Genomic DNA, 19,746 nt, shown 5'->3' with positions numbered 1-19,746 from the left:
CTTGTGAATCGCGATGCTAGATTTTTTTGAACTGAAAGTTTATAATAAGTTAGTTACAGACTTAAGAAAAAAGATGAACGGGGGGACGTAGTGTGATTGCAACGACCGAACAGTTAGTACAAGAATACATTAAAGATGCGATTGAGTGTGCAAAAAATGAAAATCAGCCAAAATTGGTCAGTTTAGTGAAAAAAGTAAGACCTATTGACCCCCTTATTTTTTATGCGAACGGACATGACCAGTTTTATAAAGAACGCTTTTTTTGGAAAGATCCCAACAGTTATTATACATTTGTTGGATTAGGATATGCGCATACTATTTGCACCAATGCAGCAAAAGAACGTTATTTCCACATTGAAAATGAATGGAAGCGCTTTATAAAAGAAGACTTTTATAAAAATAATCAAATTTTCCCAGACGGGACAGGTCCTCTTTTATTTGGAGGATTTTCATTTGACCCAAATCAGTATCGAGAAAACTATTGGAGTGATTTCCCGAGTTCAAAATTTATGATTCCAACTCTGTTATATACTCAGGTAGACAAAGAAGGATACCTTACCGTTAATATGATGGTTAAAGGACAAGATTCTGTTAAAAAGCACATCAATTATTTCGAAGAGGTCCAAAAACTTGTTCTTTGTGAAGAGTACGACGGGGAATCTCATATTTCACCTTTGCTGTTGGAAAAAGAGGAAATTGGGGTAGAGAAATTTAAAGGAAATGTTGAAAGAGCTACTACTTTAATTAAGCAACAGGCTATAGAGAAAGTGGTTCTTGCTCGTCAATTAAAAGTAAAATTTAATGAAGATATTTCTACTGAATACGTGCTTCAGCGTCTGTTAAAGGAACAGCCAACTAGCTACACATATATTTTAGAGGGAGAGCACCAGCATTTTATCGGCGCTTCCCCAGAAAGGCTAGTGCAAAAACAAGGAGATTATGTGTTTTCCACTTGTTTAGCGGGTTCGATTCCAAGAGGAAAGACAAGGCAGGAAGATCACGAACTGGGTGAGGAATTGCTTCAAGATCCTAAGAACTTAATTGAGCACGATGTTGTTGTTCATATGATTAAAGAAGCGATGAATTCTTATTGTTATGAAGTAGAAATTCCCAGTACGCCAAGTTTATATAAAACAAAGCATATTCAACATTTGTATACACCTGTTAAAGGGCGTATAAAGGAAAATGTTACGCTATTTTCATTTATTCAAAAGCTCCATCCAACACCAGCGCTAGGAGGATATCCTCAACAGGAGGCTCTGCCTATTATTCGAAAGCTAGAATCCTTTGAACGAGGGTGGTATGCAGCTCCTTTAGGATGGATGGATATCAACGGAAACGGTGAATTTATAGTAGGAATCCGCTCCGCTGTTATTCAGCAAAAAGAAGCGGTTTTATTTGCGGGCTGTGGAATTGTAGCAGATTCTACGCCTGAAAGTGAATATGAAGAAACAAGAATTAAATTCAACCCGATGCTTTCAGCTTTAGGAGGGATTATGCGTGGAACACATTAAATCATTAACAACGTATATTGCGTCATTCGTGGATGAATTAGTAGAAGCAAATGTTGAAGAAGTAGTGGTCAGTCCAGGGTCACGTTCAACGCCTATTGCGATGCTTATGGCTGAGCACCCTGATATTCATGTGCACTTAAATATTGATGAACGTTCCGCCGGCTTTTTTGCTCTAGGAATAGCAAAAGCAAAGAAAAAACCAGTGGCGCTTGTATGTACATCTGGAACAGCTGCAGCGAATTATTATCCTGCAGTAATTGAAGCTCACTACTCACGCATTCCTTTAGTAGTTATCACAGCGGATCGGCCGCATGAGTTAAGGGATATAGGTGCCCCGCAGGCCATTAATCAGAATCATCTTTTCGGTCAATATGCGAAGTGGTTTGTAGATACAGCTTTACCAGAAGAAAGTGCAGATATGAATCGTTATATTCGAACAGTAGCTTCAAGGGCTGTTCATACAGCTCAAGCTATACCGAGCGGTCCTGTACACATTAACGTACCTTTACGTGAACCGATTGTACCAGATTTGTCTATTGAGGATTTATGGAGTCAGGGGAAACGCGGTAAATCATATGTGGCTGCTATTCATGGAGAAGCATCTCTATCTGAAAAAGGATTCGAAGAAATTGCGAAGCGCTTAGAGGGAACAACAAAAGGACTTATTATATGCGGAGATCAAATGTCTTTAAAAGCAGTAGACAGCGTATGCCGTTTAGGTGAATCTTTAAGCTTTCCGGTCCTTGCAGATCCGTTATCACAATTAAGAAGCGGCAAGCATTCAAAAGAAAATGTAATAGAGACATATGATACATTTTTAAAAAGTGATAAGGTTGATGAGCGTTTTCACCCGGAAGTTGTCATTCGTTTTGGCGCGATGCCGGTATCGAAACCGCTATTGCAATTTTTGAAAGCACACGAGCCGACAGAAATGTTTGTAATTGACCAAGGTAAAGGCTGGAGAGATCCTACTTTGCGTTCAACAGTGATGATTGAAGCCGATGAGAAATTATTTTGTGAAGAACTGATCAAGCGTCTTTCAGCGAATCAAGAGGAGTCTACTTCATGGCTGAGTCTGTGGAAAAAGATTAATGCTCAAACTGCACAGGCTCTGAGAACATTAACTTCTGGCCAGGAATGGTTCGAAGGACAAGTAGTTCAAGAAATTGTTGATGTAGTACCTGAAGGCACGGCTTTGTTTGCTGGAAATTCAATGCCTGTTCGAGATATTGATTCTTTCTTCCTAAATACGGAAAAAGATATTCCACTCTTTGTAAATCGGGGAGCAAATGGAATTGATGGTGTGGTTTCGTCTGCTCTAGGCGTAAGTACGGCTTACGATCACACCGTTTTATTTATTGGTGACCTATCGTTTTATCACGATTTAAATGGTCTGCTGGCAGCTAAAATGCATAATTTAAATTTAACCGTTGTGCTAGTTAACAATGACGGCGGAGGAATTTTTTCATTTTTACCGCAGTCAAAACAGGAAAAGCACTTTGAATTTTTATTCGGTACGCCAACTGGATTAAATTTTGAGCATGCCACTCGTCTGTATGATGGCACATTTTCTTCAGCAAGAAGCTGGGAAGAATTTCGACATGCAATGAACCATGCTTTCGCAAAAGGCGGGTTGCATGTTGTAGAGATTCGTACCACTCGTACAGAAAATGTAGAGACTCATCGCAGTTTGTGGAAACTTGTTTCCGAGGAAATAAATTTGTCAAACGGTGAGGAATAAGCAATGATGTATCAATTAAGTGGTGTATCTTACTATGTGCACACCGAGGGAAAAGGAGAGCCGCTGCTTCTGCTTCACGGCTTTACCGGTTCTTCTCAAACCTGGCGTACCTTCATGAAGAAATTCGCTAAAGACTATCAGGTGATTGCTGTTGATATTATTGGTCATGGCCAATCAGCAGCTCCGAAAGAAATCAAATCATATTCAATGGAAGCAGTTGTTGAAGCAATGCATGAGCTGCTTGAACAGCTATCTCTATCACAGGTGAATGTAATTGGATATTCGATGGGAGGAAGGCTTGCTCTTTCATTTGCTCAGCGATATCCACACCTTGTGAAAAAGTTGGTATTAGAAAGCGCATCGCCTGGTTTAAAAACGCGAGAAGAACAAAAGCTAAGAAAAGAAAAAGATGAACAGCTGGCGAGCCGCATTATGAAAAATGGGATTGAAGAATTTGTGAACTTTTGGGAGGAAACCCCTCTTTTTAGTTCTCAAAAGCAATTGCCTAGCCATGTTCAAGAAGCGGTGCGTAAAGAAAGACTTTCGCATACAGAAATCGGCCTTTCCAACAGTTTGAAAGGAATGGGAACGGGTGTCCAGCCGTCCCTTTGGGAGAAGCTGGACGATCTGTTGATGCCGGTTTTGCTTATTACAGGAGAAGTAGATCAAAAGTTTTGTTTAATTTCCAAAGAAATGCAAACATTAATACCAAATGCTACGTCTAAAATTATTTTAGGGACAGGCCATGCAATTCACGTGGAACAACCTGAGATTTTTGGTAGAATAGTAAATGAGTTCTTAGCTACTACATAATTAGGAGGAAATAAAGATGACAGTTGAATGGACATCAGCACGTCAGTATGAAGACATTTTATACGAAACATATAACGGAATCGCTAAAATTACGATTAACCGTCCGGAAGTGCACAATGCATTCCGTCCAAAAACAGTAATGGAATTGATCGATGCATTTGCATATGCTCGTGACGATGCAAGCATTGGAGTAATTGTATTAGCAGGTGCTGGAGATAAAGCATTTTGCTCAGGCGGAGACCAAAAAGTTCGCGGCCACGGCGGCTATGTAGGAGAAGATGAAATTCCACGTCTAAACGTTCTAGATTTACAGCGTTTAATTCGCGTAATTCCAAAGCCGGTTGTTGCGATGGTATCAGGCTATGCAATTGGTGGAGGCCACGTTCTTCACGTTGTATGTGACTTAACAATTGCAGCGGATAACGCAGTCTTTGGACAAACAGGTCCTAAAGTTGGAAGCTTTGATGCAGGATATGGCTCTGGTTACTTAGCTCGCATCGTAGGTCATAAGAAAGCGCGTGAGATCTGGTTCTTATGCCGTCAGTACAACGCTCAAGAAGCACTAGACATGGGATTAGTAAACACGGTCGTTCCATTAGAACAGCTTGAAGCTGAAACAATTCAATGGTGTGAAGAGATGTTAGAAAAAAGTCCAACCGCTCTTCGTTTCTTAAAAGCAGCATTTAATGCTGATACGGATGGCTTAGCTGGTATCCAGCAATTTGCGGGTGACGCAACGCTTCTTTATTACACAACCGATGAGGCAAAAGAAGGTCGCGATGCATTTAAGGAAAAACGCAATCCAGACTTCCAACAGTTCCCACGTTTCCCTTAAACAGCTGAAACAGCTTGGTGATTATCATCAGGCTGTTTTTTTCAATTTAATTTAGTTAATCAGTATAAAAAGGAGAGAAATTCATGAGTAGCCAAACGATTCCCAATGGGCTGATGCAAAGAGCATATTTGACGCCAAATCGAGTGGCGGTAGAAACACCGCAAACGTCCCTTACTTTTCAAGAGCTTCATCAGCGTGTTCAAAAAGTAGCACAGCAGCTTTCGTTTAACGGTGTAAAGCAAGGCGATACCATTGCTTTATACATGAAAAATAGCGTGGAGTTTATTGAGATTTTACATGCGGTTTCTTATATTGGCGCTCGGTTGCTGCTCGTCAACACGCGTTTGACAAACGAAGAAATTAATTATCAGCTAACAGATGCAAACGTGTTGTTGCTTATTGCGGATGAAACATTTATAGTGAGAGAATTCCAAAGTTCCATTACTCAGCTTACTTTACCTGTTTTAAAAAGTTCTCCAGAAACCGAAACTAATTTTCAGAAAACGTGGAATCTCGAGGAGACGTTCACCATTATGTATACGTCTGGAACAACAGGTCATCCAAAAGGAGTGCTGCAGACATATGGAAATCATTGGTGGAGTTCCGTTGGCTCAGCGCTTAATTTAGGACTAAATGAAAAAGACTGCTGGCTTATAGCGGTTCCTTTGTTTCATATTAGCGGCTTATCTATTTTAATGCGAAGCGTCTTTTACGGAATGAAAATTATTTTAGAAGAACGATTTGAAGCAAGAGCAGTGAATGAAGCAATTGAAAACAAAGGTGTAACGATTATTTCAGTTGTTACTTCTATGCTGTCCAACATGCTTGATGAATTAGCTGAACGCAAGTATCCAAATACGTTTCGCTGTATGCTTTTAGGAGGAGGACCTGCACCGCTTACTATTTTAGAGGCTTGTGTGAATAAAGAAATTCCTGTTTATCAAACGTATGGAATGACAGAAACATCTTCACAGTTCGTTACGCTTTCACCTGAAGATAGTTTGCGAAAATTGGGATCAGCAGGTAAACCATTATTTCCATGTGCAATGAAAATTGTAGATGAAAAAGGAAATGAGACAAGTGAAGCAGGAGAAATCATTGTTAAAGGTCTAAATGTTACAAAAGGATATTTAAATAAACCTGAGGCTACTAAAAAAGCAATTCAACAAGGCTGGTTCTATACAGGAGATATCGGGAAAGTGGATGAAGAAGGCTTCCTATATGTATTAGACAGACGTTCGGACCTTATTATTTCAGGTGGAGAAAATGTATATCCAGCTGAAATTGAAAATGTTTTGTTGAAGCATCCGGCTGTTAAAGAGGCTGGTGTAACGGGAGTAGAGGATGAAAAATGGGGACAAGTTCCGGCAGCATGCATCGTTACAAACGAAGACGTTTCAGATGAAGCATTATCTTTACACATGCAACAATTTTTAGCAAAGTACAAACTTCCAAAGTATTTCGTTCGAGTAGAGGAGCTGCCCCGAACGGCTTCTAATAAAATCATACGCCGGAAGCTATCATCGCTCATACAGAAAGGGAGTTAATCGGTGATTATAAAAAAAGTACATCTTTATAAAATTGGCATGAAGCTTCTTTCTCCTTTTTCAACAAGCTATGGTACAGTGCAGGATAGAGAATTGATTTTGCTTGAAGTAGAAGATGAAAAAGGATTTACAGGGTGGGGAGAAGTCGTTGCTTTTTCATCTCCTTGGTATACGGAAGAAACAATTCAGACATGTTTTCATATGTTAGATGATTTTTTAATTCCTTCGCTTCTTCACCAGCAGCTTCAAAAACCAGAGGACGTTCAAAAATTATTCAAACCTCTAAAGCGAAATAACATGGCTAAAGCAGCTTTGGACTGTGCTGTATGGGATTTGTATGCAAAGCGGCAAAATAAGCCGTTATCTGAAGTAATTGGAGGAGTAAGGCCTGCTGTAGAAGCTGGAGTGGTAGTTGGCTTAAATGATATTTCCATCATGAAGGAACAAATAAAGACTTACATGAAAGATGGCTATAAGCGCTTTAAAGTGAAAATTAAGCCGGGTGCTGACTATGAGTTACTGAAACAAATTCGGGGTGAATTTCCAACCATTCCTCTTATGGCTGATGCCAATTCAGCCTATACGTTAAGCAATAGTGATTCATTGAAAAAGCTAGATGAATTGAATTTGATGATGATCGAACAGCCGTTAAGTTCTGACGATATCCTTGATCATCGCTTGTTACAAAAGCAAATGAAGACGCCGATTTGCTTAGATGAAAGTATTGTGAGCTATGAAGACGCGCGTCATGCGATCGAACAAAAAAGCTGTCAGATTATCAATGTGAAAATCGGTCGAGTTGGCGGACTGTCCGTAGCCAAGCAAATTCATGATTTATGCGCCCAGCATGGTGTAAGACTTTGGGTTGGAGGAATGTTAGAAGCCGGGATTTCACGAGCTCATAACATCGCCCTTGCCACACTGCCTTCTTTCACGATACCAGGTGACATTTCTGCGTCGTCTCGCTATTGGGAAAAAGATATTATTAAGCCCGAAGTAGAGGTAGAAGCCGGAGTAATAAAGGTGAAGGAGAAACCGGGGATAGGATACGATATTGATAAAAAGTTTATCAAAACAATCACAGCATTTGAAAAAGAATACAAATAATTAAAAACCGTTTTTTTTATGAAAAACGGTTTTTTTATTGATGTTGTCAATGTTTAGTAGAAAAATAGGACAAATTTTTTAAAAAGAGCACATTGTTCCATCAAGCGTGTCAAAACATGTTATGATGGAATAGTTTGATGAAAAAAGTCGAAGGGTTTTATCGTGAAAAACAAAATTATTTTTGAAAATAGGTTGATAGTTTTCTAAGTTGTCCTATATAATGTGTTTATAACATAACACAATATGTTGTTTTGGAATCGATAATAAAATACTATATTTTGTGTTTTCCAGTGAAAAAGGTGTCTGATAAAAAGACTTAAAAGGGAATTTGGTGAAAATCCAAAGCTGTCCCCGCAACTGTGAATGCTGATGAAATAAGGAGATCCACTGTGAGTAAACATCATGGGAAGGCCTTAAAGTAAAAAGAAGCATAAGTCAGGAGACCTGCCTTTTTTATGTCGTTTTATCTTCTTCGGGAGGTGAGAGGGTAGAGCGAGGATTGAGAAAAGACTTAGCGTCTTCTTCTATCTTCGTTCTATTCGCTCACCGAGGTACGGTGAGCGATTTTTTATTTTGAAGTGAAGAGAGGAGCCATATTTATGGTGAATACATTAAAGCCTACAATTCTACATGAATTAACTGCATATATTGAACGTTTAAAAAAAGAATTTACGCAGCTTGATTTTTCTTTGTATGAGGAAAAGGTTATTCAAACTGTCACAGTAAAGGAAAATATGACGGACGAAAAGGTTGCAAACGTACTAATTTTGGCAGCCCTAGAGCGTATTTCAATGGAAGAACCAGATTGGACGTACGTAGCGGCAGACGTCTACTTAAACGAACTATATCGAAAAGCAGCGGACAACCGAGGTTATGATAAAAAAGAGAAGTACGGTTCGTTTTATCAGCTTATTCAAGAACTAACAAAAATCGGCATTTATAATAAACAACTATTAAAAACATATACAGAAGAAGAAATTAATGAAATTGCTTCAGTCATTATTCCTGAACGCGATCGTTTATTTACATACATTGGATTGCTGACATTAGCAGATCGCTATTTAGCGACATCACATGATAAGCGCGTATACGAATTACCGCAAGAACGTTTTCTTATCATTGCTATGACGCTGATGTCTCAAGAAAAGAAAGAAAATCGAACAGCATTAGTAAAAGAAGCGTACTGGGCGCTTTCTAGTCTATATATGACGGTTGCCACACCAACACTTTCAAACGCAGGAAAAAGCTATGGACAGCTATCTAGCTGCTTTATTGATACGATTGATGACAGCTTACGCGGTATTTATGATAGCAATACAGATTTGGCCACGCTTAGTAAAAATGGAGGCGGAATTGGTGTCTACCTCGGTCATATTAGAAGCCGAGGAAGTGATATAAAAGGTTTTAAAGGCGTATCATCAGGAACAATTCCATGGATGAAACAGCTAAATAATACGGCTGTAAGTGTCGATCAGCTAGGTCAACGACAAGGAGCTATTGCCGTATATTTAGACGTATGGCATAAAGACATCTTTTCATTCTTAGACGCGCGTTTGAACAATGGTGACGAACGCCAGCGCACGCATGATTTATTCACTGGCGTATGTTTGCCAGATTTGTTTATGGAAAAAGTAGAAGCACGTGAAGACTGGCACTTATTCGATCCTCACGAAGTTCGTACGCTGATGGGCTACTCGTTAGAAGATTTTTATGATGAAGAAGAAGGCAGCGGTTCGTTCCGCACTCGTTACGCTGAGTGTGTAAATAATAAGCATCTTTCAAGAGAAACAGTACCTGCTATTGAAATCTTCAAGCGCATTATGCTTTCGCAGCTTGAAACCGGAACGCCTTATATGTTCTATCGTGATACAGTTAACCGAGCTAATCAAAACCGCCACGAGGGCATGATCTACTGCAGCAACTTATGTACAGAAATCACGCAAAACCAAAGCACAACGGTCGTAACAGAGGAAATTACGGAAGACGGAAAAATTATTATTACAAAGAATCCGGGCGATTTTGTTGTATGTAATCTTTCTTCTATCAACTTAGCAAGAGCCGTAACTGAAGATGTGCTTGAACGTTTAATTCCAATTCAAGTACGCATGCTTGATAACGTTATTGAGTTAAATGATTTGCCGGTACTTCAAGCAAAACTAACAAACCAAAAGTACCGCGCAGTAGGGCTTGGCACATTTGGTTGGAACCATTTGCTTGCCTTAAAGAAAATAGCATGGGAAACAGATGAAGCGGTAGCATATTGCGATGAATTGTATGAGCAAATTGCTTACTTAACCGTACAGGCAAGCATGAACTTAGCTAAAGAAAAAGACGCATATCCATTATTTAAAGGCTCAGATTTTGAGTCAGGCGCTTATTTTGAAACACGTAAATACACAAGCGAAGCGTGGAGTGAACTGCGTAACGAAGTTCAAAATAACGGAATAAGAAATGGATACTTAATGGCTGTAGCACCTAATTCATCAACATCTATTATCGCGGGTTCTACTGCAAGTATTGATCCGATTTTCCGTAAGTTTTATTCAGAGGAAAAGAAAAACTATAAAATCCCGGTGACGGCACCAGATTTATCACCAGCAACAAACTGGTATTATAAGTCCGTTTATTTAATTGATCAGCACTGGAGCATTAAGCAAAACGCCAAGCGCCAGCGCCATATTGATCAATCCATTTCATTCAACTTATATGTGCAAAATGATATCCGAGCAAAAGAGCTGCTGGATCTTCATATGACGGCATGGAAAGAAAAGTTAAAAACGACCTACTACGTACGTTCAACATCAAGTGAAGTCATTGAAGAATGTGAAAGCTGTCATAGTTAAAAGGAGTGAATAATTGATGACAAGCATGTTAAAACGAGAATTAATGAACGAAACAGCTCCGAACCGTTCGACAGGAATCATCAACGGCAAGAGCTCAAATATTCTAAACTGGGATGACGTCCGATTTTCATGGGCGTTCCCTAAATACAAGCGTATGCTAGCTAACTTCTGGACGCCGTTTGAAATTAATATGGGTCAAGATATTAAGCAGTTCCCTCAGTTAACGGCTGACGAACAAGAGAGCTTTTTAAAAATTATTGGCTTGCTGGCGCTACTGGACAGTATTCAATCAGATTATGCTAGCAAAGTAGCTGACTATGTAACCGATTCTTCAATTAATGCTCTAATGATTATTTTAGCGCAGCAAGAAGTGGTTCATAATCATTCGTATTCATATGTTTTATCAAGTCTTGTACCAAAAGGAAAACAAGATGAAGTATTTGAATACTGGCGCACAGACGAAAAGCTTCGCGCTCGAAATGACTTTATTACAAACGGATATAAAGCATTTAGCGAAGAAGCAACGGTTGAAAACTTTTTGAAGTCTATGGTATATGATGTTATTTTAGAAGGCCTTTTCTTCTATAGCGGATTTGCTTTCTTCTATAATCTTGCGAGAAATCAAAAGATGGTGGCGACATCTACTATGATTAACTATATCAATCGTGATGAACAGCTTCACGTTGGGTTATTTGAAAAGATTTTCAAGGAAGTACTGAATGAAAATCCAGCTTATCGTACGGAGGAGCTAGAAACGTTTGTAGTTGAAACGTTCCAAGAGGCAGCTCGTCTTGAAATTGAATGGGCGGAATCTGTTATCGGAGAAAAATTCGACGGCATCACGATGAAAGAACTGCAGCAGTATATTGAATACATGGCCAATAAACGCTGTAATCAGCTAGGCTTCGGTCGAGCTGCTTTCCCAGAAGCACCGATTGAAAATCCTCTCCGTTGGATTATTGCTTATCAAGAGGTAGATTTAGGAAAAACGGATTTCTTTGAACAGAAATCAAGACAATATACAAAAGCATCAGATGCGAATGGATTTGATGATCTATAAACACAAAAGCTGACTAATTTTCTTATTGATTAGTCAGCTTTTTTTAAGTGAATAAGTCCAAGTTCTAACGCGCGTGTGGTAATTAAGTCGTCAATTTCTTCTGGGATGTTTTCAAGCGTTCCCCATTTGTATGTCCATAAATGAGTAAACGATTGTACATAGATTGGAAAGGTTTGTTCATTTGCTTTTATTGCTTCTTCTTTAAAAAAATGAATTAGCTGTTCAGTTTTCATATTAGTCTCCTTTTTTATGATCTTGAAGAGAGAAAAAAGACAACCAAGAGGCTGTCCTTTTGCGGGTTACGCTTCAGTTGGTTTGAACGTTTTGCAGTCTGTTTCATAGCTGCTTGCTGCATGTTTTCCGCTATGACTTACCACGTAAATTTCTTCTGCGCCGCAGTGATTTCCATTTTTCCAAAAGTGACAGTTATTTACTTCACAAAGAATGTTTTGTTCCAACGTTAACCCTCCTTTGTATGTGATAGCTATAGTATGGTCAAAACTCAACTAACTTATAAGAAAGGTGTAGACTTTCATTTTAATTGAGAATTTTTATCAATTAAACATTGACAAAGAGAATCATTCTCAATTAAACTGTGTATATAGTAAAAAATACAGGTTGTTGTCAAATCATTAAATGAATAATTAATTGGGAGGGAACAAACATGTCATCAGTTATGGTTGTAGGAGGAGACAGGTTAAAGCATATTACAGATCGTTTAGCGGGAGAAGGATTTAATGAAGTAATTCATTTAGATGGCCGTAAAAGCAATATGGTGAAGCGAGAAATACCCGAACATATTGGGTTTGTATTAGTTATTACGGATTTTATTAATCACAATATGGCAAAAGTTATTAAAGAGAAGGCAAAAAAACAGCAAAAACCAATTTATTTCGTTAAACATTCATGGAGTGCTATTCGTAAAGTGATTGAGCAAATTTCATGATTTAATTTTTAATCATTATTGAGAATGAATTTCAATTAGGGTGGTGAGACATAGGTGGAACCGATAAAAGTGCATATAAAGACACTCTCTAACGACCACATCGAACAATTTATTCGATGTCCGTACAAATTTTATCAGCAGCAGCTTCTTTTGAAAAAAACATCTATAGATTGGAAACAGCTTGTTCAAGTAACTGTCCATCAAATCATTAAAATATACTATAGCAAGCCCGTTGAGTATCGCTCAAACCTCTATGTTTTACAGCTTATTGAAAAATATTGGCGCCTAAAGCCAAATATGTTTTCATCACCCGTTCACTATTACGATGTGTTAGCTAAAGTAAGCGATTATTTACTAAGGTTTTTAGGAGAGAAAGCACATGTGGAACTACCGCTTTTTGTGTTTGAGAAATACAGCGTTTATGTAGAAGAAATTCAAAGCAACCTTTCTCTAACCATTGATTTTGCTGCATGGACAGAGAAGTCCTATACGGTAACAAAATTCATTCTAGATGACCATGAAGAAGTGAAAAACGCAATGAAAGACTTTATTATCGTTTTTTCGAAACAAGCTTTTAAAAAGGTTCCTGAACAAATTCGTTTTTATTCATTATTAACGGGAGAAACAACAACTTATCATACTGCACCAGACGATTATAAAAAAGCAATACTTCAACTACATATTGTCAAAAGTGTATTAATGGAACCAAAACATTTTCAAAAGAATTATGCATCCAGTGAGTGTGAAAGCTGTCCTCTTCAACGAGAATGTGCTGAAGAAGGGGATGTGCGGCCAACACTGCTGGTGTAAAGGAGCGTCATTTACATGAAGGAAATCTTACTAGCTTATGCGAGTATGTCAGGTAACACAGAAGCAATAGCCGATTTGATCGAAGAAGAATTAGTCAAGCATGGATTGCATGTGAAACGAGCAGAAGTATATGACATTGATGCTTCTGACCTTGTATCCGCAGAATCTATTATCTTTGGAGCTTATACATGGGGAGATGGAGAGCTGCCAGATGATTTTTTAGATCTTTATGATGAAATGGATGATATAGATTTCAGTCAAAAGCAGGTGGCTGTATTTGGTTCAGGTGATTCATCATATGATGTTTTTTGCGGAGCAGTTGATGTGCTAGAAGAAAAAATAACAGAACGAAATGGAAATATAATTGTTCCGGGTTTAAAAGTCGAGCTCTCTCCCTTTGGAGAAGACGTAGAAAGATGTAAGATATTTGCTAAAGATTTTGCTGAAGTAGTAGCAAAATCTGCTGCTTCATAAGAAAAACCGGTCAAATGCTGACCGGTTTTTTAATATGGCTTCTTTTTGCTGTATTCTTTATTATCTTTCATAAATAAACGCCAGAAATAAAAGAATCCAGGAAATAAAATCGCAAAGCCAACAATATACACAATAAATAAAGAATGAAACGCATCGGGATGTGTAAATCCATTCTCAATCGTTACGTTTGGATACACGACATACGGTAAATGACTTCGCCCGTATACGTAACTTGCTAAGAAATATTGAAGGACAATGGATACCACGGCTAAACGAGGCATTCCTTTTCCTTTTTGAGAAGGCAGCAGAAGGGCAATGCCAGCCACTACAAAGAGACCTACAGACCCGTAAAGAAGGGGCTTAAACTGCATCATTTTATCATATAACCAGCTTGCTTCAGATTTCATCGTAATCATAATAAAGATAGCCATTAGCAGAGAAAGAGGCCCTGTAATGAGTGCATCACGTCGATAGACCGCATAAGCTTCCATTTCGTCAGATGACTTCGAGTAATCTGCTAATAACAGAGACGATAGAAACAGCGAAGAGCTAATGGCAAATCCAATAAATGAATAGACGTGCGGACTTGAAATCACTTTTGCTAAATTTAATCGCTGCGTTCCGTCAATTATATCAATAAATCCACCTTGACTTACTGGCAGTACAGCGATTAAAAAAGCAGGAATTAACACGCCGGATATACCGGATATATAAACCAACGCTCTCCGATATTTAAAGCTGCTAGCATAATGTGAAAACACTAAAAATCCGCTTCGAATTGATAAGAGAAGTAAAATGATACTTCCCGGTATTAATAACACTGTTCCAAGTGTAAATGTAGCTCGTGGAAAAAAGCTAAACAGCGCAACAACAATCGCAACGATAAATACATTGGTTACTTCCCAAGTAGGCGATAAATATCTGTTTGCTACATCTGTAGCATTTGTTTTCGTACGATTAATATATACCATCGACCAAAAACCAGCTCCAAAGTCCATCGTTCCCATTACGGCATAGATAAAAATGAAGCCCCATATTACAGTAATTGCTAGTAATGAATCACCCATATTCTCACATCCTTTTTAATCTGCTTGCGCAGCAAGCTCTTTAGAAAGCGGATTTCTTCTGAAATAAAACACCAGTACAAGGGCGACTGCGGCCACGAGTACGATATAAACAAGCAAAAATAAAAAAAATAGAATATGCAAATTAGCAGAAGTGGTAACGGCTTCTGATGTACGCATGATGCGGTAAATGACCCAAGGCTGTCTTCCTGTACATGCAAAAATCCAGCCGAATTCAATGCCCATGATCGCGAGAGGACCCGTTGCGACAAATGCCCACATGAAAATTTTTGGAAAGCTTTTCTTTTTTAAAAACTTGTACCAAACAACGCCCACTAGCGCCACTAAAATTAAAATTGATCCGATAATGACCATACCGTTAAACAAGGTATGCACAAAAAGCGGCGGCCAATAGTCCCTAGGGAAGTCATTGAGTCCAGTAATCACTGTGTTAAAGCTATTACCCGACAAGAAGCTCAGCATCCATGGAAACTCAATTCCGTATTTAACTCGCTGTTCTTTTTCATCTGTAAATCCCCCTAAAGCTAATGGCGCATGATCTTGCGTTTCAAACAGACCTTCAGCTGCTGCAAGTTTTTCGGGTTGATATTCGTATACTTTTTGCATAGATTCATGTCCATTCAAAGCCGTTACAAAAGAAAAAATTCCGCCGATTACTAATCCCATCATCAACGCTTTATGATGAAATTTATATTCTCTTGGATTATGTTTTCGCGCACGAAGCATTTTAAAGGCAGCAACTGAAGCAATGACAAAGCCTCCGGTTGTATAGGCAGAAACAGCTACGTGACCGGACGTTACAAAGAAACTCGGGTTAAAGAAAGCTGCCCAAGGATCTACGCTTACAATTTCGCCATTTAAAATTCGAAAGCCAGCAGGTGTTCCTTCAAATGCGTGCACGTTTGTAATTAAAACAGCAGAGGCAAGAGCGCCTATTGCTACTAAAATTAGACTGATAATCCTCATTTTTCGAGAAATACGGTCCGCTGCGTATACGTAAATAGAGAGAAACAGAGCCTCAATAAAGAAAGCATAAATTTCAATTTGAAAGGGAAGAGCCATCACTTTTCCTACGATTTCCATAAAACCCGGCCAAAGCAACGCTAATTGTACACCAGCAATCGTTCCGGTAGGAATGGCGACTCCAAGCAGGACAGCAGCTCCTTTTGTCCAACGCTGTGCCATAAGTTCATAATCTTTATCTTTTGTTTTGTAGTAAAGAATTTCAGCCAATAAAATCATGAGAGGAATGCCGACGCCAAGAGTGGCAAAAATGATATGTACTCCCATGTTCAGACCAAACATTGAACGTGCAGTAACTAAATGATCCATTCATTTTTCAACCTTTCCAGTAAAGTATTGATAAACCTTATTGTCCACTTTTTACCACGCTTTATGCATCAGAATTGGTAAACATATAACTTGAAAATAGTAATCATTACGATTATAATAAGTGTATATTGTTTTAAAGGAGAGATATTTAATGAAAACAAATATTCATCCAGACTATCGTAAAGTTGTATTTATGGATACAAATAGCGGAACATCATTTTTATCAGGATCTACAAAACAATCAAATGAGACCGTTCAATGGGAAGATGGCAACACATATCCGCTTTTAAAAGTTGAAATCAGCTCGGATACACATCCATTTTATACAGGAAAACAAAAATTTGCTGATAAAGGCGGCCGTGTAGAACGCTTTAAGCAAAAATATAAATTACAATAAAAAAACTAGCCGAGAGGCTAGTTTTTTTATTAATATAATGCTTTTTTCAACGTATCAATGTTGTGTTGCATAATGGAGAAATAATCTTCTTTATTTTTAACATCGTTTTTTGTTAATGACTCTAAGTTATGAAGTGTTAAAGCTTGAGCTCCCACTTCATTTTTTACAAGCGTAGACACTTTAGGCTTTAAATTTTGGTCAAAGATAAAGTATTTGATATGGTCTTTTTTTGCTTGTTTTACGATGTTTTCTAATTGTTTTTGAGACGGCTCATTTGTAGGAGATAAACCCGCTACGCTAATTTGCTTTAAGCCGTATCGTTTTTCCCAGTAGCCATAGGCTTCATGTGATACTAAAATTTCTTTATGAGGTGCGTTGCCAATCGTTGTTTTTAACTCTTGGTCCACATCTTCAAGCTGAGTCTTTAACGATTGGAAGTTCTTTTCAAACTCTGCTTTTTTATCTGGTTTTAATTCAATAAGTTCGTCTTTAATATTTTCTGCTAATTGAATAGCTAAAACAGGATCAAGCCAAACGTGAGGGTCTGTATCTCCGTGGTTATGCTCTTCTTCATGTTCATGTTCTTCTTCATGTTCTTCCTCATGAGCATGTTCATCTTCAGAACTCTTTGCTAATTTAATTCCTTTGGCAGCTTCTACTAAAGCTACATCTTCATTTTTCAGTGTAGATTGTGCTTTATCTGCAAAACCTTCAAGTCCAATTCCTGAGTAAACAAATGCGTCCGCGTTGGCGATTTTGACCATTGTTTTTGTTGTAGGCTCAAATGAGTGCGCATCTACACCGGTTGGTAAAATGCTTTTAGCTTCTACATATTTTCCACCGATTTTTTCAGTAAAGTCCTGTAAAGGGTAGATTGTTGTATAAACTTCTAACTTTTTGTTTTTATTATCAGATGCGTTATTTGCACTGCTTGAACTGCACCCTGCAAGAGCTGTTCCGATTCCTAATGCAAGCACCATTAAAAGTGGTTTGAATTTCATTATGTTGCTCCTTCCGTTCGTATCGTAACCATTTATGACCTATGTTATTATATCGTAATTATTACGATTTGAAAACTAAAAATTTACGCACTTACTGTAAACTTAGGAAGGGAATCTTTGAGAGTAGCCCAATCTTGATTCATTTCCTCATTTGTCAGCAAACAGCGGTCTAAAGTTTCAATTATTTCAGCTTTGTTCATATCAATACCAATGAACACAAGCTCGTTAATACGATCTCCAAATTGTTCATCCCATTTTGCTCGTAATTCAGGCTCTTCTTTTAAGGTTTGTTCTCTTTCTTCCGGTGCGTAAGTTGCTATCCATTCACCCGCTGCTTGAATCATAATGGACGTACCCGCTTGAGAAAGAAGTCCTGCCATATTATTACGCGAAGCAAGCCAGAAAAATCCCTTTGCACGTACAATATCAACCGGCCAGTTCTCTAACCATTTCATAAAGCGTTCAGGATGAAGGGGACGATTCCTTCTGTATACAAAAGAAGAAATACCGAACTCTTCCGTTTCAGGCGTATGGTGCTCCTCATTTAATTCTTTAATCCATCCGGCTCCTTGACTAGCTTTTTCAAAGTCGAATAAGTCGGTATGAAGTATGGCTTCAAGGCTTACTTCACTATTAATTGTTTGGATAACAGTGGCTTCTGAGTTTAATTTGTGAAGAACAGCCTGCAGCTCATCTGCATCATCTTTTGTTAACAAATCAACTTTGTTTAACAAAATGACGTTTGCAAATTCAATTTGATCGATTAATAAATCAATCACTTCTCTTGTATCGTTTTCATCTGTTCCTTCTTTGCGGTCTAATAAGCTTTCGCCGGATGAAAAGTCTTCCCAAAAGCGATTGGCATCTACTACAGTGACCATCGTATCTAACGAACATTTCTGAGTTAAATCAATGCCAAGCTCTTCATCAATATAAGTAAATGTTTGAGCAACAGGGATAGGTTCGCTGATTCCGGAAGATTCAATGACAATATAACCAATATCACCATTGTCAGCTAGGCGTTCTACCTCTTTCATTAGATCGTCTCGAAGCGTACAGCAAATACAGCCATTTTGCATTTCAACAAGTTTTTCTTCTGTTCGTGAGAATCCGCCTTGTTTAACTAAGTCTGCATCAATATTTACTTCGCTCATGTCATTGACAATGACCGCGACCTTTAAACCTTCTTTATTTTTTAAAATATGGTTCAAAAGAGTTGTTTTACCTGAACCAAGGTATCCGCTTAAAACGGTAACGGGAATTTTTTTCACTGTTATAACCTACTTTCTTGTTTATAAATAATAATGATTACGATTTAACACTTTTCATCTTATAGGAAAAAGTATTATAATACAAGAAAGAATTTTTTTATGAAGGAGAAGACAGCAGATGAGCTTATTACAAGATGTTTTAGAATTCAATCAAAAATTTGTAGAAGAAAAGAAGTATGAACTTTACGAAACAAGCAAATTCCCTGATAAAAAAATGGTTATTTTATCGTGTATGGACACAAGATTGGTAGAATTACTTCCACACGCTTTGAATTTGCGCAACGGAGACGTGAAAATTGTTAAAAACGCAGGAGCGCTTGTTTCACATCCATTTGGAAGTATTATGCGAAGCATTTTAGTAGCTGTATATGAGCTTCAAGCAGATGAGGTATGTGTAATTGGTCACCACGACTGTGGAGCAGGTAAACTTCAGGCGGAACCTTTTTTAGAGAAAGTAAGAGCAAAAGGCATCTCAGATGAAGTGATTAATACCATTGAATATTCTATGGACTTGAAACAATGGTTAACGGGTTTTGATTCAGTAGAAGAGACTGTTCAGCATAGTGTAGAGACAATCCGTAATCATCCTCTATTTTCAAAAGATACTCCTGTACATGGACTAGTTATTGATCCAAATACAGGAAAGCTAGATGTTGTTGTAAATGGGTATGAAGCAATCGAAAACAACTAAAGCTTAGTGTGATTTTTTCTCAGGTACTTCATCGATGCCACCCGGATGGAACGGGTGGCATTTTAAAATGCGTTTTACAGTCAAATAAGATCCCTTTACGGCACCAAAGCGTTTAATGGATTCAACTCCGTACTGGGAGCAAGTAGGGTAAAACCGGCACCTTGCCGGAAGAAAAGGTGAAATTCCTTTTTGATATCCTTTTATAAGTAAAAGCAAAAGCTTTGCAATCATTTATTATCACGTTCTTTCTTTCGTGTTTGCTCATACTATAAGGGATAG

20 protein-coding genes and 1 riboswitch are annotated in these 19,746 nt (G+C 38.2%); of the genes, 13 read left to right on the top strand and 7 right to left on the bottom strand.

The annotated features are described in order from the left end of the window. Positions 1-92: 92 nt before the first annotated feature. The 8 genes from ACN6NE_RS09055 (at position 93) to ACN6NE_RS09020 (ending at position 11,460) form a co-directional block, all read left to right on the top strand. Entirely contained in the window at positions 93-1,514 is a 1,422-nt protein-coding gene (locus ACN6NE_RS09055; protein WP_129705151.1) for an isochorismate synthase, read from the top strand. Beyond that, complete coding sequence (menD, locus tag ACN6NE_RS09050) at positions 1,501-3,255, top strand: 2-succinyl-5-enolpyruvyl-6-hydroxy-3-cyclohexene-1-carboxylic-acid synthase (RefSeq protein ID WP_474325196.1); 1,755 nt, start codon at positions 1,501-1,503, stop codon at positions 3,253-3,255. The genes ACN6NE_RS09055 and menD overlap by 14 nt, the downstream gene beginning before the upstream one ends. A gap of 3 nt (positions 3,256-3,258) precedes the next feature. Further along, on the top strand, positions 3,259-4,068 hold the full coding sequence (menH, locus tag ACN6NE_RS09045) for a 2-succinyl-6-hydroxy-2,4-cyclohexadiene-1-carboxylate synthase (RefSeq protein WP_474325194.1): 810 nt from the start codon (positions 3,259-3,261) through the stop codon (positions 4,066-4,068). A gap of 16 nt (positions 4,069-4,084) precedes the next feature. Continuing rightward, positions 4,085-4,903, top strand: coding sequence for a 1,4-dihydroxy-2-naphthoyl-CoA synthase (gene menB, locus ACN6NE_RS09040; protein WP_013059564.1), 819 nt, complete (start codon positions 4,085-4,087; stop codon positions 4,901-4,903). An 83-nt stretch (positions 4,904-4,986) separates the two neighbouring features. Next, the gene (locus tag ACN6NE_RS09035; RefSeq protein ID WP_129705143.1) at positions 4,987-6,450 is read left to right on the top strand and encodes an o-succinylbenzoate--CoA ligase; all 1,464 of its coding nucleotides are present in this window, start codon (positions 4,987-4,989) and stop codon (positions 6,448-6,450) included. A 3-nt stretch (positions 6,451-6,453) separates the two neighbouring features. Continuing rightward, positions 6,454-7,557, top strand: coding sequence for an o-succinylbenzoate synthase (gene menC, locus ACN6NE_RS09030; protein WP_474325192.1), 1,104 nt, complete (start codon positions 6,454-6,456; stop codon positions 7,555-7,557). 280 nt (positions 7,558-7,837) lie between these two features. Continuing rightward, positions 7,838-8,023: riboswitch (cobalamin riboswitch) on the top strand. Positions 8,024-8,156: 133 nt separating this feature from the next. Continuing rightward, positions 8,157-10,400, top strand: a complete 2,244-nt coding sequence (locus ACN6NE_RS09025) for a ribonucleoside-diphosphate reductase subunit alpha (RefSeq protein ID WP_474325190.1) — start codon at positions 8,157-8,159, stop codon at positions 10,398-10,400. A gap of 16 nt (positions 10,401-10,416) precedes the next feature. Then, positions 10,417-11,460 carry a ribonucleotide-diphosphate reductase subunit beta gene (locus tag ACN6NE_RS09020; RefSeq protein WP_013059560.1) on the top strand — a complete coding sequence of 348 codons (1,044 nt, stop codon included), beginning with the start codon at positions 10,417-10,419 and terminating at the stop codon, positions 11,458-11,460. 29 nt (positions 11,461-11,489) lie between these two features. Here the strand turns inward: ACN6NE_RS09020 and ACN6NE_RS09015 are convergent, their stop codons facing one another. Both ACN6NE_RS09015 and ACN6NE_RS09010 read right to left on the bottom strand, forming a co-directional pair. Beyond that, entirely contained in the window at positions 11,490-11,693 is a 204-nt protein-coding gene (locus ACN6NE_RS09015) for a hypothetical protein (protein WP_013059559.1), read from the bottom strand. 66 nt (positions 11,694-11,759) lie between these two features. Then, positions 11,760-11,918: a DUF1540 domain-containing protein gene (locus ACN6NE_RS09010; protein ID WP_082603910.1), complete on the bottom strand. Its 159-nt coding sequence runs from the start codon at positions 11,916-11,918 to the stop codon at positions 11,760-11,762. Between the two features lie 206 nt (positions 11,919-12,124). Between ACN6NE_RS09010 and ACN6NE_RS09005 the strand changes: the two genes are divergently transcribed. From ACN6NE_RS09005 to ACN6NE_RS08995, 3 genes are read left to right on the top strand one after another with little or no spacing between them, the layout of a single operon-like run. Then, the gene (locus ACN6NE_RS09005) at positions 12,125-12,406 is read left to right on the top strand and encodes a DUF2325 domain-containing protein (RefSeq protein ID WP_028411863.1); all 282 of its coding nucleotides are present in this window, start codon (positions 12,125-12,127) and stop codon (positions 12,404-12,406) included. Between the two features lie 54 nt (positions 12,407-12,460). Next, a complete protein-coding gene (locus ACN6NE_RS09000) occupies positions 12,461-13,216 on the top strand; it encodes a hypothetical protein (RefSeq protein ID WP_474325187.1) in 756 nt (251 codons plus the stop codon). A 15-nt stretch (positions 13,217-13,231) separates the two neighbouring features. Continuing rightward, positions 13,232-13,690: a flavodoxin gene (locus ACN6NE_RS08995; protein WP_129705138.1), complete on the top strand. Its 459-nt coding sequence runs from the start codon at positions 13,232-13,234 to the stop codon at positions 13,688-13,690. Positions 13,691-13,719: 29 nt separating this feature from the next. On the opposite strand, the gene ACN6NE_RS08990 is transcribed toward ACN6NE_RS08995, so the two are convergent. Both ACN6NE_RS08990 and ACN6NE_RS08985 read right to left on the bottom strand, forming a co-directional pair. Continuing rightward, entirely contained in the window at positions 13,720-14,757 is a 1,038-nt protein-coding gene (locus ACN6NE_RS08990; RefSeq protein WP_474325185.1) for a cytochrome d ubiquinol oxidase subunit II, read from the bottom strand. A 15-nt stretch (positions 14,758-14,772) separates the two neighbouring features. Next, a complete protein-coding gene (locus ACN6NE_RS08985; RefSeq protein WP_013059553.1) occupies positions 14,773-16,107 on the bottom strand; it encodes a cytochrome ubiquinol oxidase subunit I in 1,335 nt (444 codons plus the stop codon). Positions 16,108-16,258: 151 nt separating this feature from the next. On the opposite strand from ACN6NE_RS08985, the gene ACN6NE_RS08980 reads away from it, so the two are divergent. Next, positions 16,259-16,504 (top strand): type B 50S ribosomal protein L31, encoded by a 246-nt coding sequence (locus ACN6NE_RS08980; protein ID WP_013059552.1) that lies wholly within the window; start codon positions 16,259-16,261, stop codon positions 16,502-16,504. A 29-nt stretch (positions 16,505-16,533) separates the two neighbouring features. Here ACN6NE_RS08980 and ACN6NE_RS08975 read toward each other — a convergent pair whose 3' ends face one another. Together ACN6NE_RS08975 and ACN6NE_RS08970 are read right to left on the bottom strand one after the other, a co-directional pair. Further along, the gene (locus ACN6NE_RS08975) at positions 16,534-17,505 is read right to left on the bottom strand and encodes a metal ABC transporter substrate-binding protein (RefSeq protein WP_129705132.1); all 972 of its coding nucleotides are present in this window, start codon (positions 17,503-17,505) and stop codon (positions 16,534-16,536) included. An 83-nt stretch (positions 17,506-17,588) separates the two neighbouring features. After that, complete coding sequence (locus tag ACN6NE_RS08970; protein ID WP_474325183.1) at positions 17,589-18,776, bottom strand: GTP-binding protein; 1,188 nt, start codon at positions 18,774-18,776, stop codon at positions 17,589-17,591. Between the two features lie 118 nt (positions 18,777-18,894). Between ACN6NE_RS08970 and ACN6NE_RS08965 the strand changes: the two genes are divergently transcribed. Beyond that, positions 18,895-19,467, top strand: a complete 573-nt coding sequence (locus ACN6NE_RS08965; RefSeq protein WP_013085269.1) for a beta-class carbonic anhydrase — start codon at positions 18,895-18,897, stop codon at positions 19,465-19,467. 3 nt (positions 19,468-19,470) lie between these two features. Here the strand turns inward: ACN6NE_RS08965 and yidD are convergent, their stop codons facing one another. Further along, positions 19,471-19,698, bottom strand: a complete 228-nt coding sequence (yidD, locus tag ACN6NE_RS08960; RefSeq protein ID WP_013059548.1) for a membrane protein insertion efficiency factor YidD — start codon at positions 19,696-19,698, stop codon at positions 19,471-19,473. Positions 19,699-19,746 lie beyond the last annotated feature (48 nt).

Source organism: Priestia sp. 53B2 (assembly GCF_056099005.1).
Note: the sequence above shows the minus strand (reverse complement) of the source record. Positions and strands in the feature narration are given on the sequence as shown.

Coding starts and splice junctions, on each gene's coding strand:
- menH (WP_474325194.1), top strand. CDS start 3,259: ATGATGTATCAATTAAGTGGTGTATCTTACTATGTGCACACCGAGGGA.
- menB (WP_013059564.1), top strand. CDS start 4,085: ATGACAGTTGAATGGACATCAGCACGTCAGTATGAAGACATTTTATAC.
- ACN6NE_RS09035 (WP_129705143.1), top strand. CDS start 4,987: ATGAGTAGCCAAACGATTCCCAATGGGCTGATGCAAAGAGCATATTTG.
- ACN6NE_RS09025 (WP_474325190.1), top strand. CDS start 8,157: ATGGTGAATACATTAAAGCCTACAATTCTACATGAATTAACTGCATAT.
- ACN6NE_RS09020 (WP_013059560.1), top strand. CDS start 10,417: ATGACAAGCATGTTAAAACGAGAATTAATGAACGAAACAGCTCCGAAC.
- ACN6NE_RS09015 (WP_013059559.1), bottom strand. CDS start 11,693: ATGAAAACTGAACAGCTAATTCATTTTTTTAAAGAAGAAGCAATAAAA.
- ACN6NE_RS09005 (WP_028411863.1), top strand. CDS start 12,125: ATGTCATCAGTTATGGTTGTAGGAGGAGACAGGTTAAAGCATATTACA.
- ACN6NE_RS08995 (WP_129705138.1), top strand. CDS start 13,232: ATGAAGGAAATCTTACTAGCTTATGCGAGTATGTCAGGTAACACAGAA.
- ACN6NE_RS08990 (WP_474325185.1), bottom strand. CDS start 14,757: ATGGGTGATTCATTACTAGCAATTACTGTAATATGGGGCTTCATTTTT.
- ACN6NE_RS08985 (WP_013059553.1), bottom strand. CDS start 16,107: ATGGATCATTTAGTTACTGCACGTTCAATGTTTGGTCTGAACATGGGA.
- ACN6NE_RS08980 (WP_013059552.1), top strand. CDS start 16,259: ATGAAAACAAATATTCATCCAGACTATCGTAAAGTTGTATTTATGGAT.
- ACN6NE_RS08975 (WP_129705132.1), bottom strand. CDS start 17,505: ATGAAATTCAAACCACTTTTAATGGTGCTTGCATTAGGAATCGGAACA.
- ACN6NE_RS08965 (WP_013085269.1), top strand. CDS start 18,895: ATGAGCTTATTACAAGATGTTTTAGAATTCAATCAAAAATTTGTAGAA.
- yidD (WP_013059548.1), bottom strand. CDS start 19,698: ATGATTGCAAAGCTTTTGCTTTTACTTATAAAAGGATATCAAAAAGGA.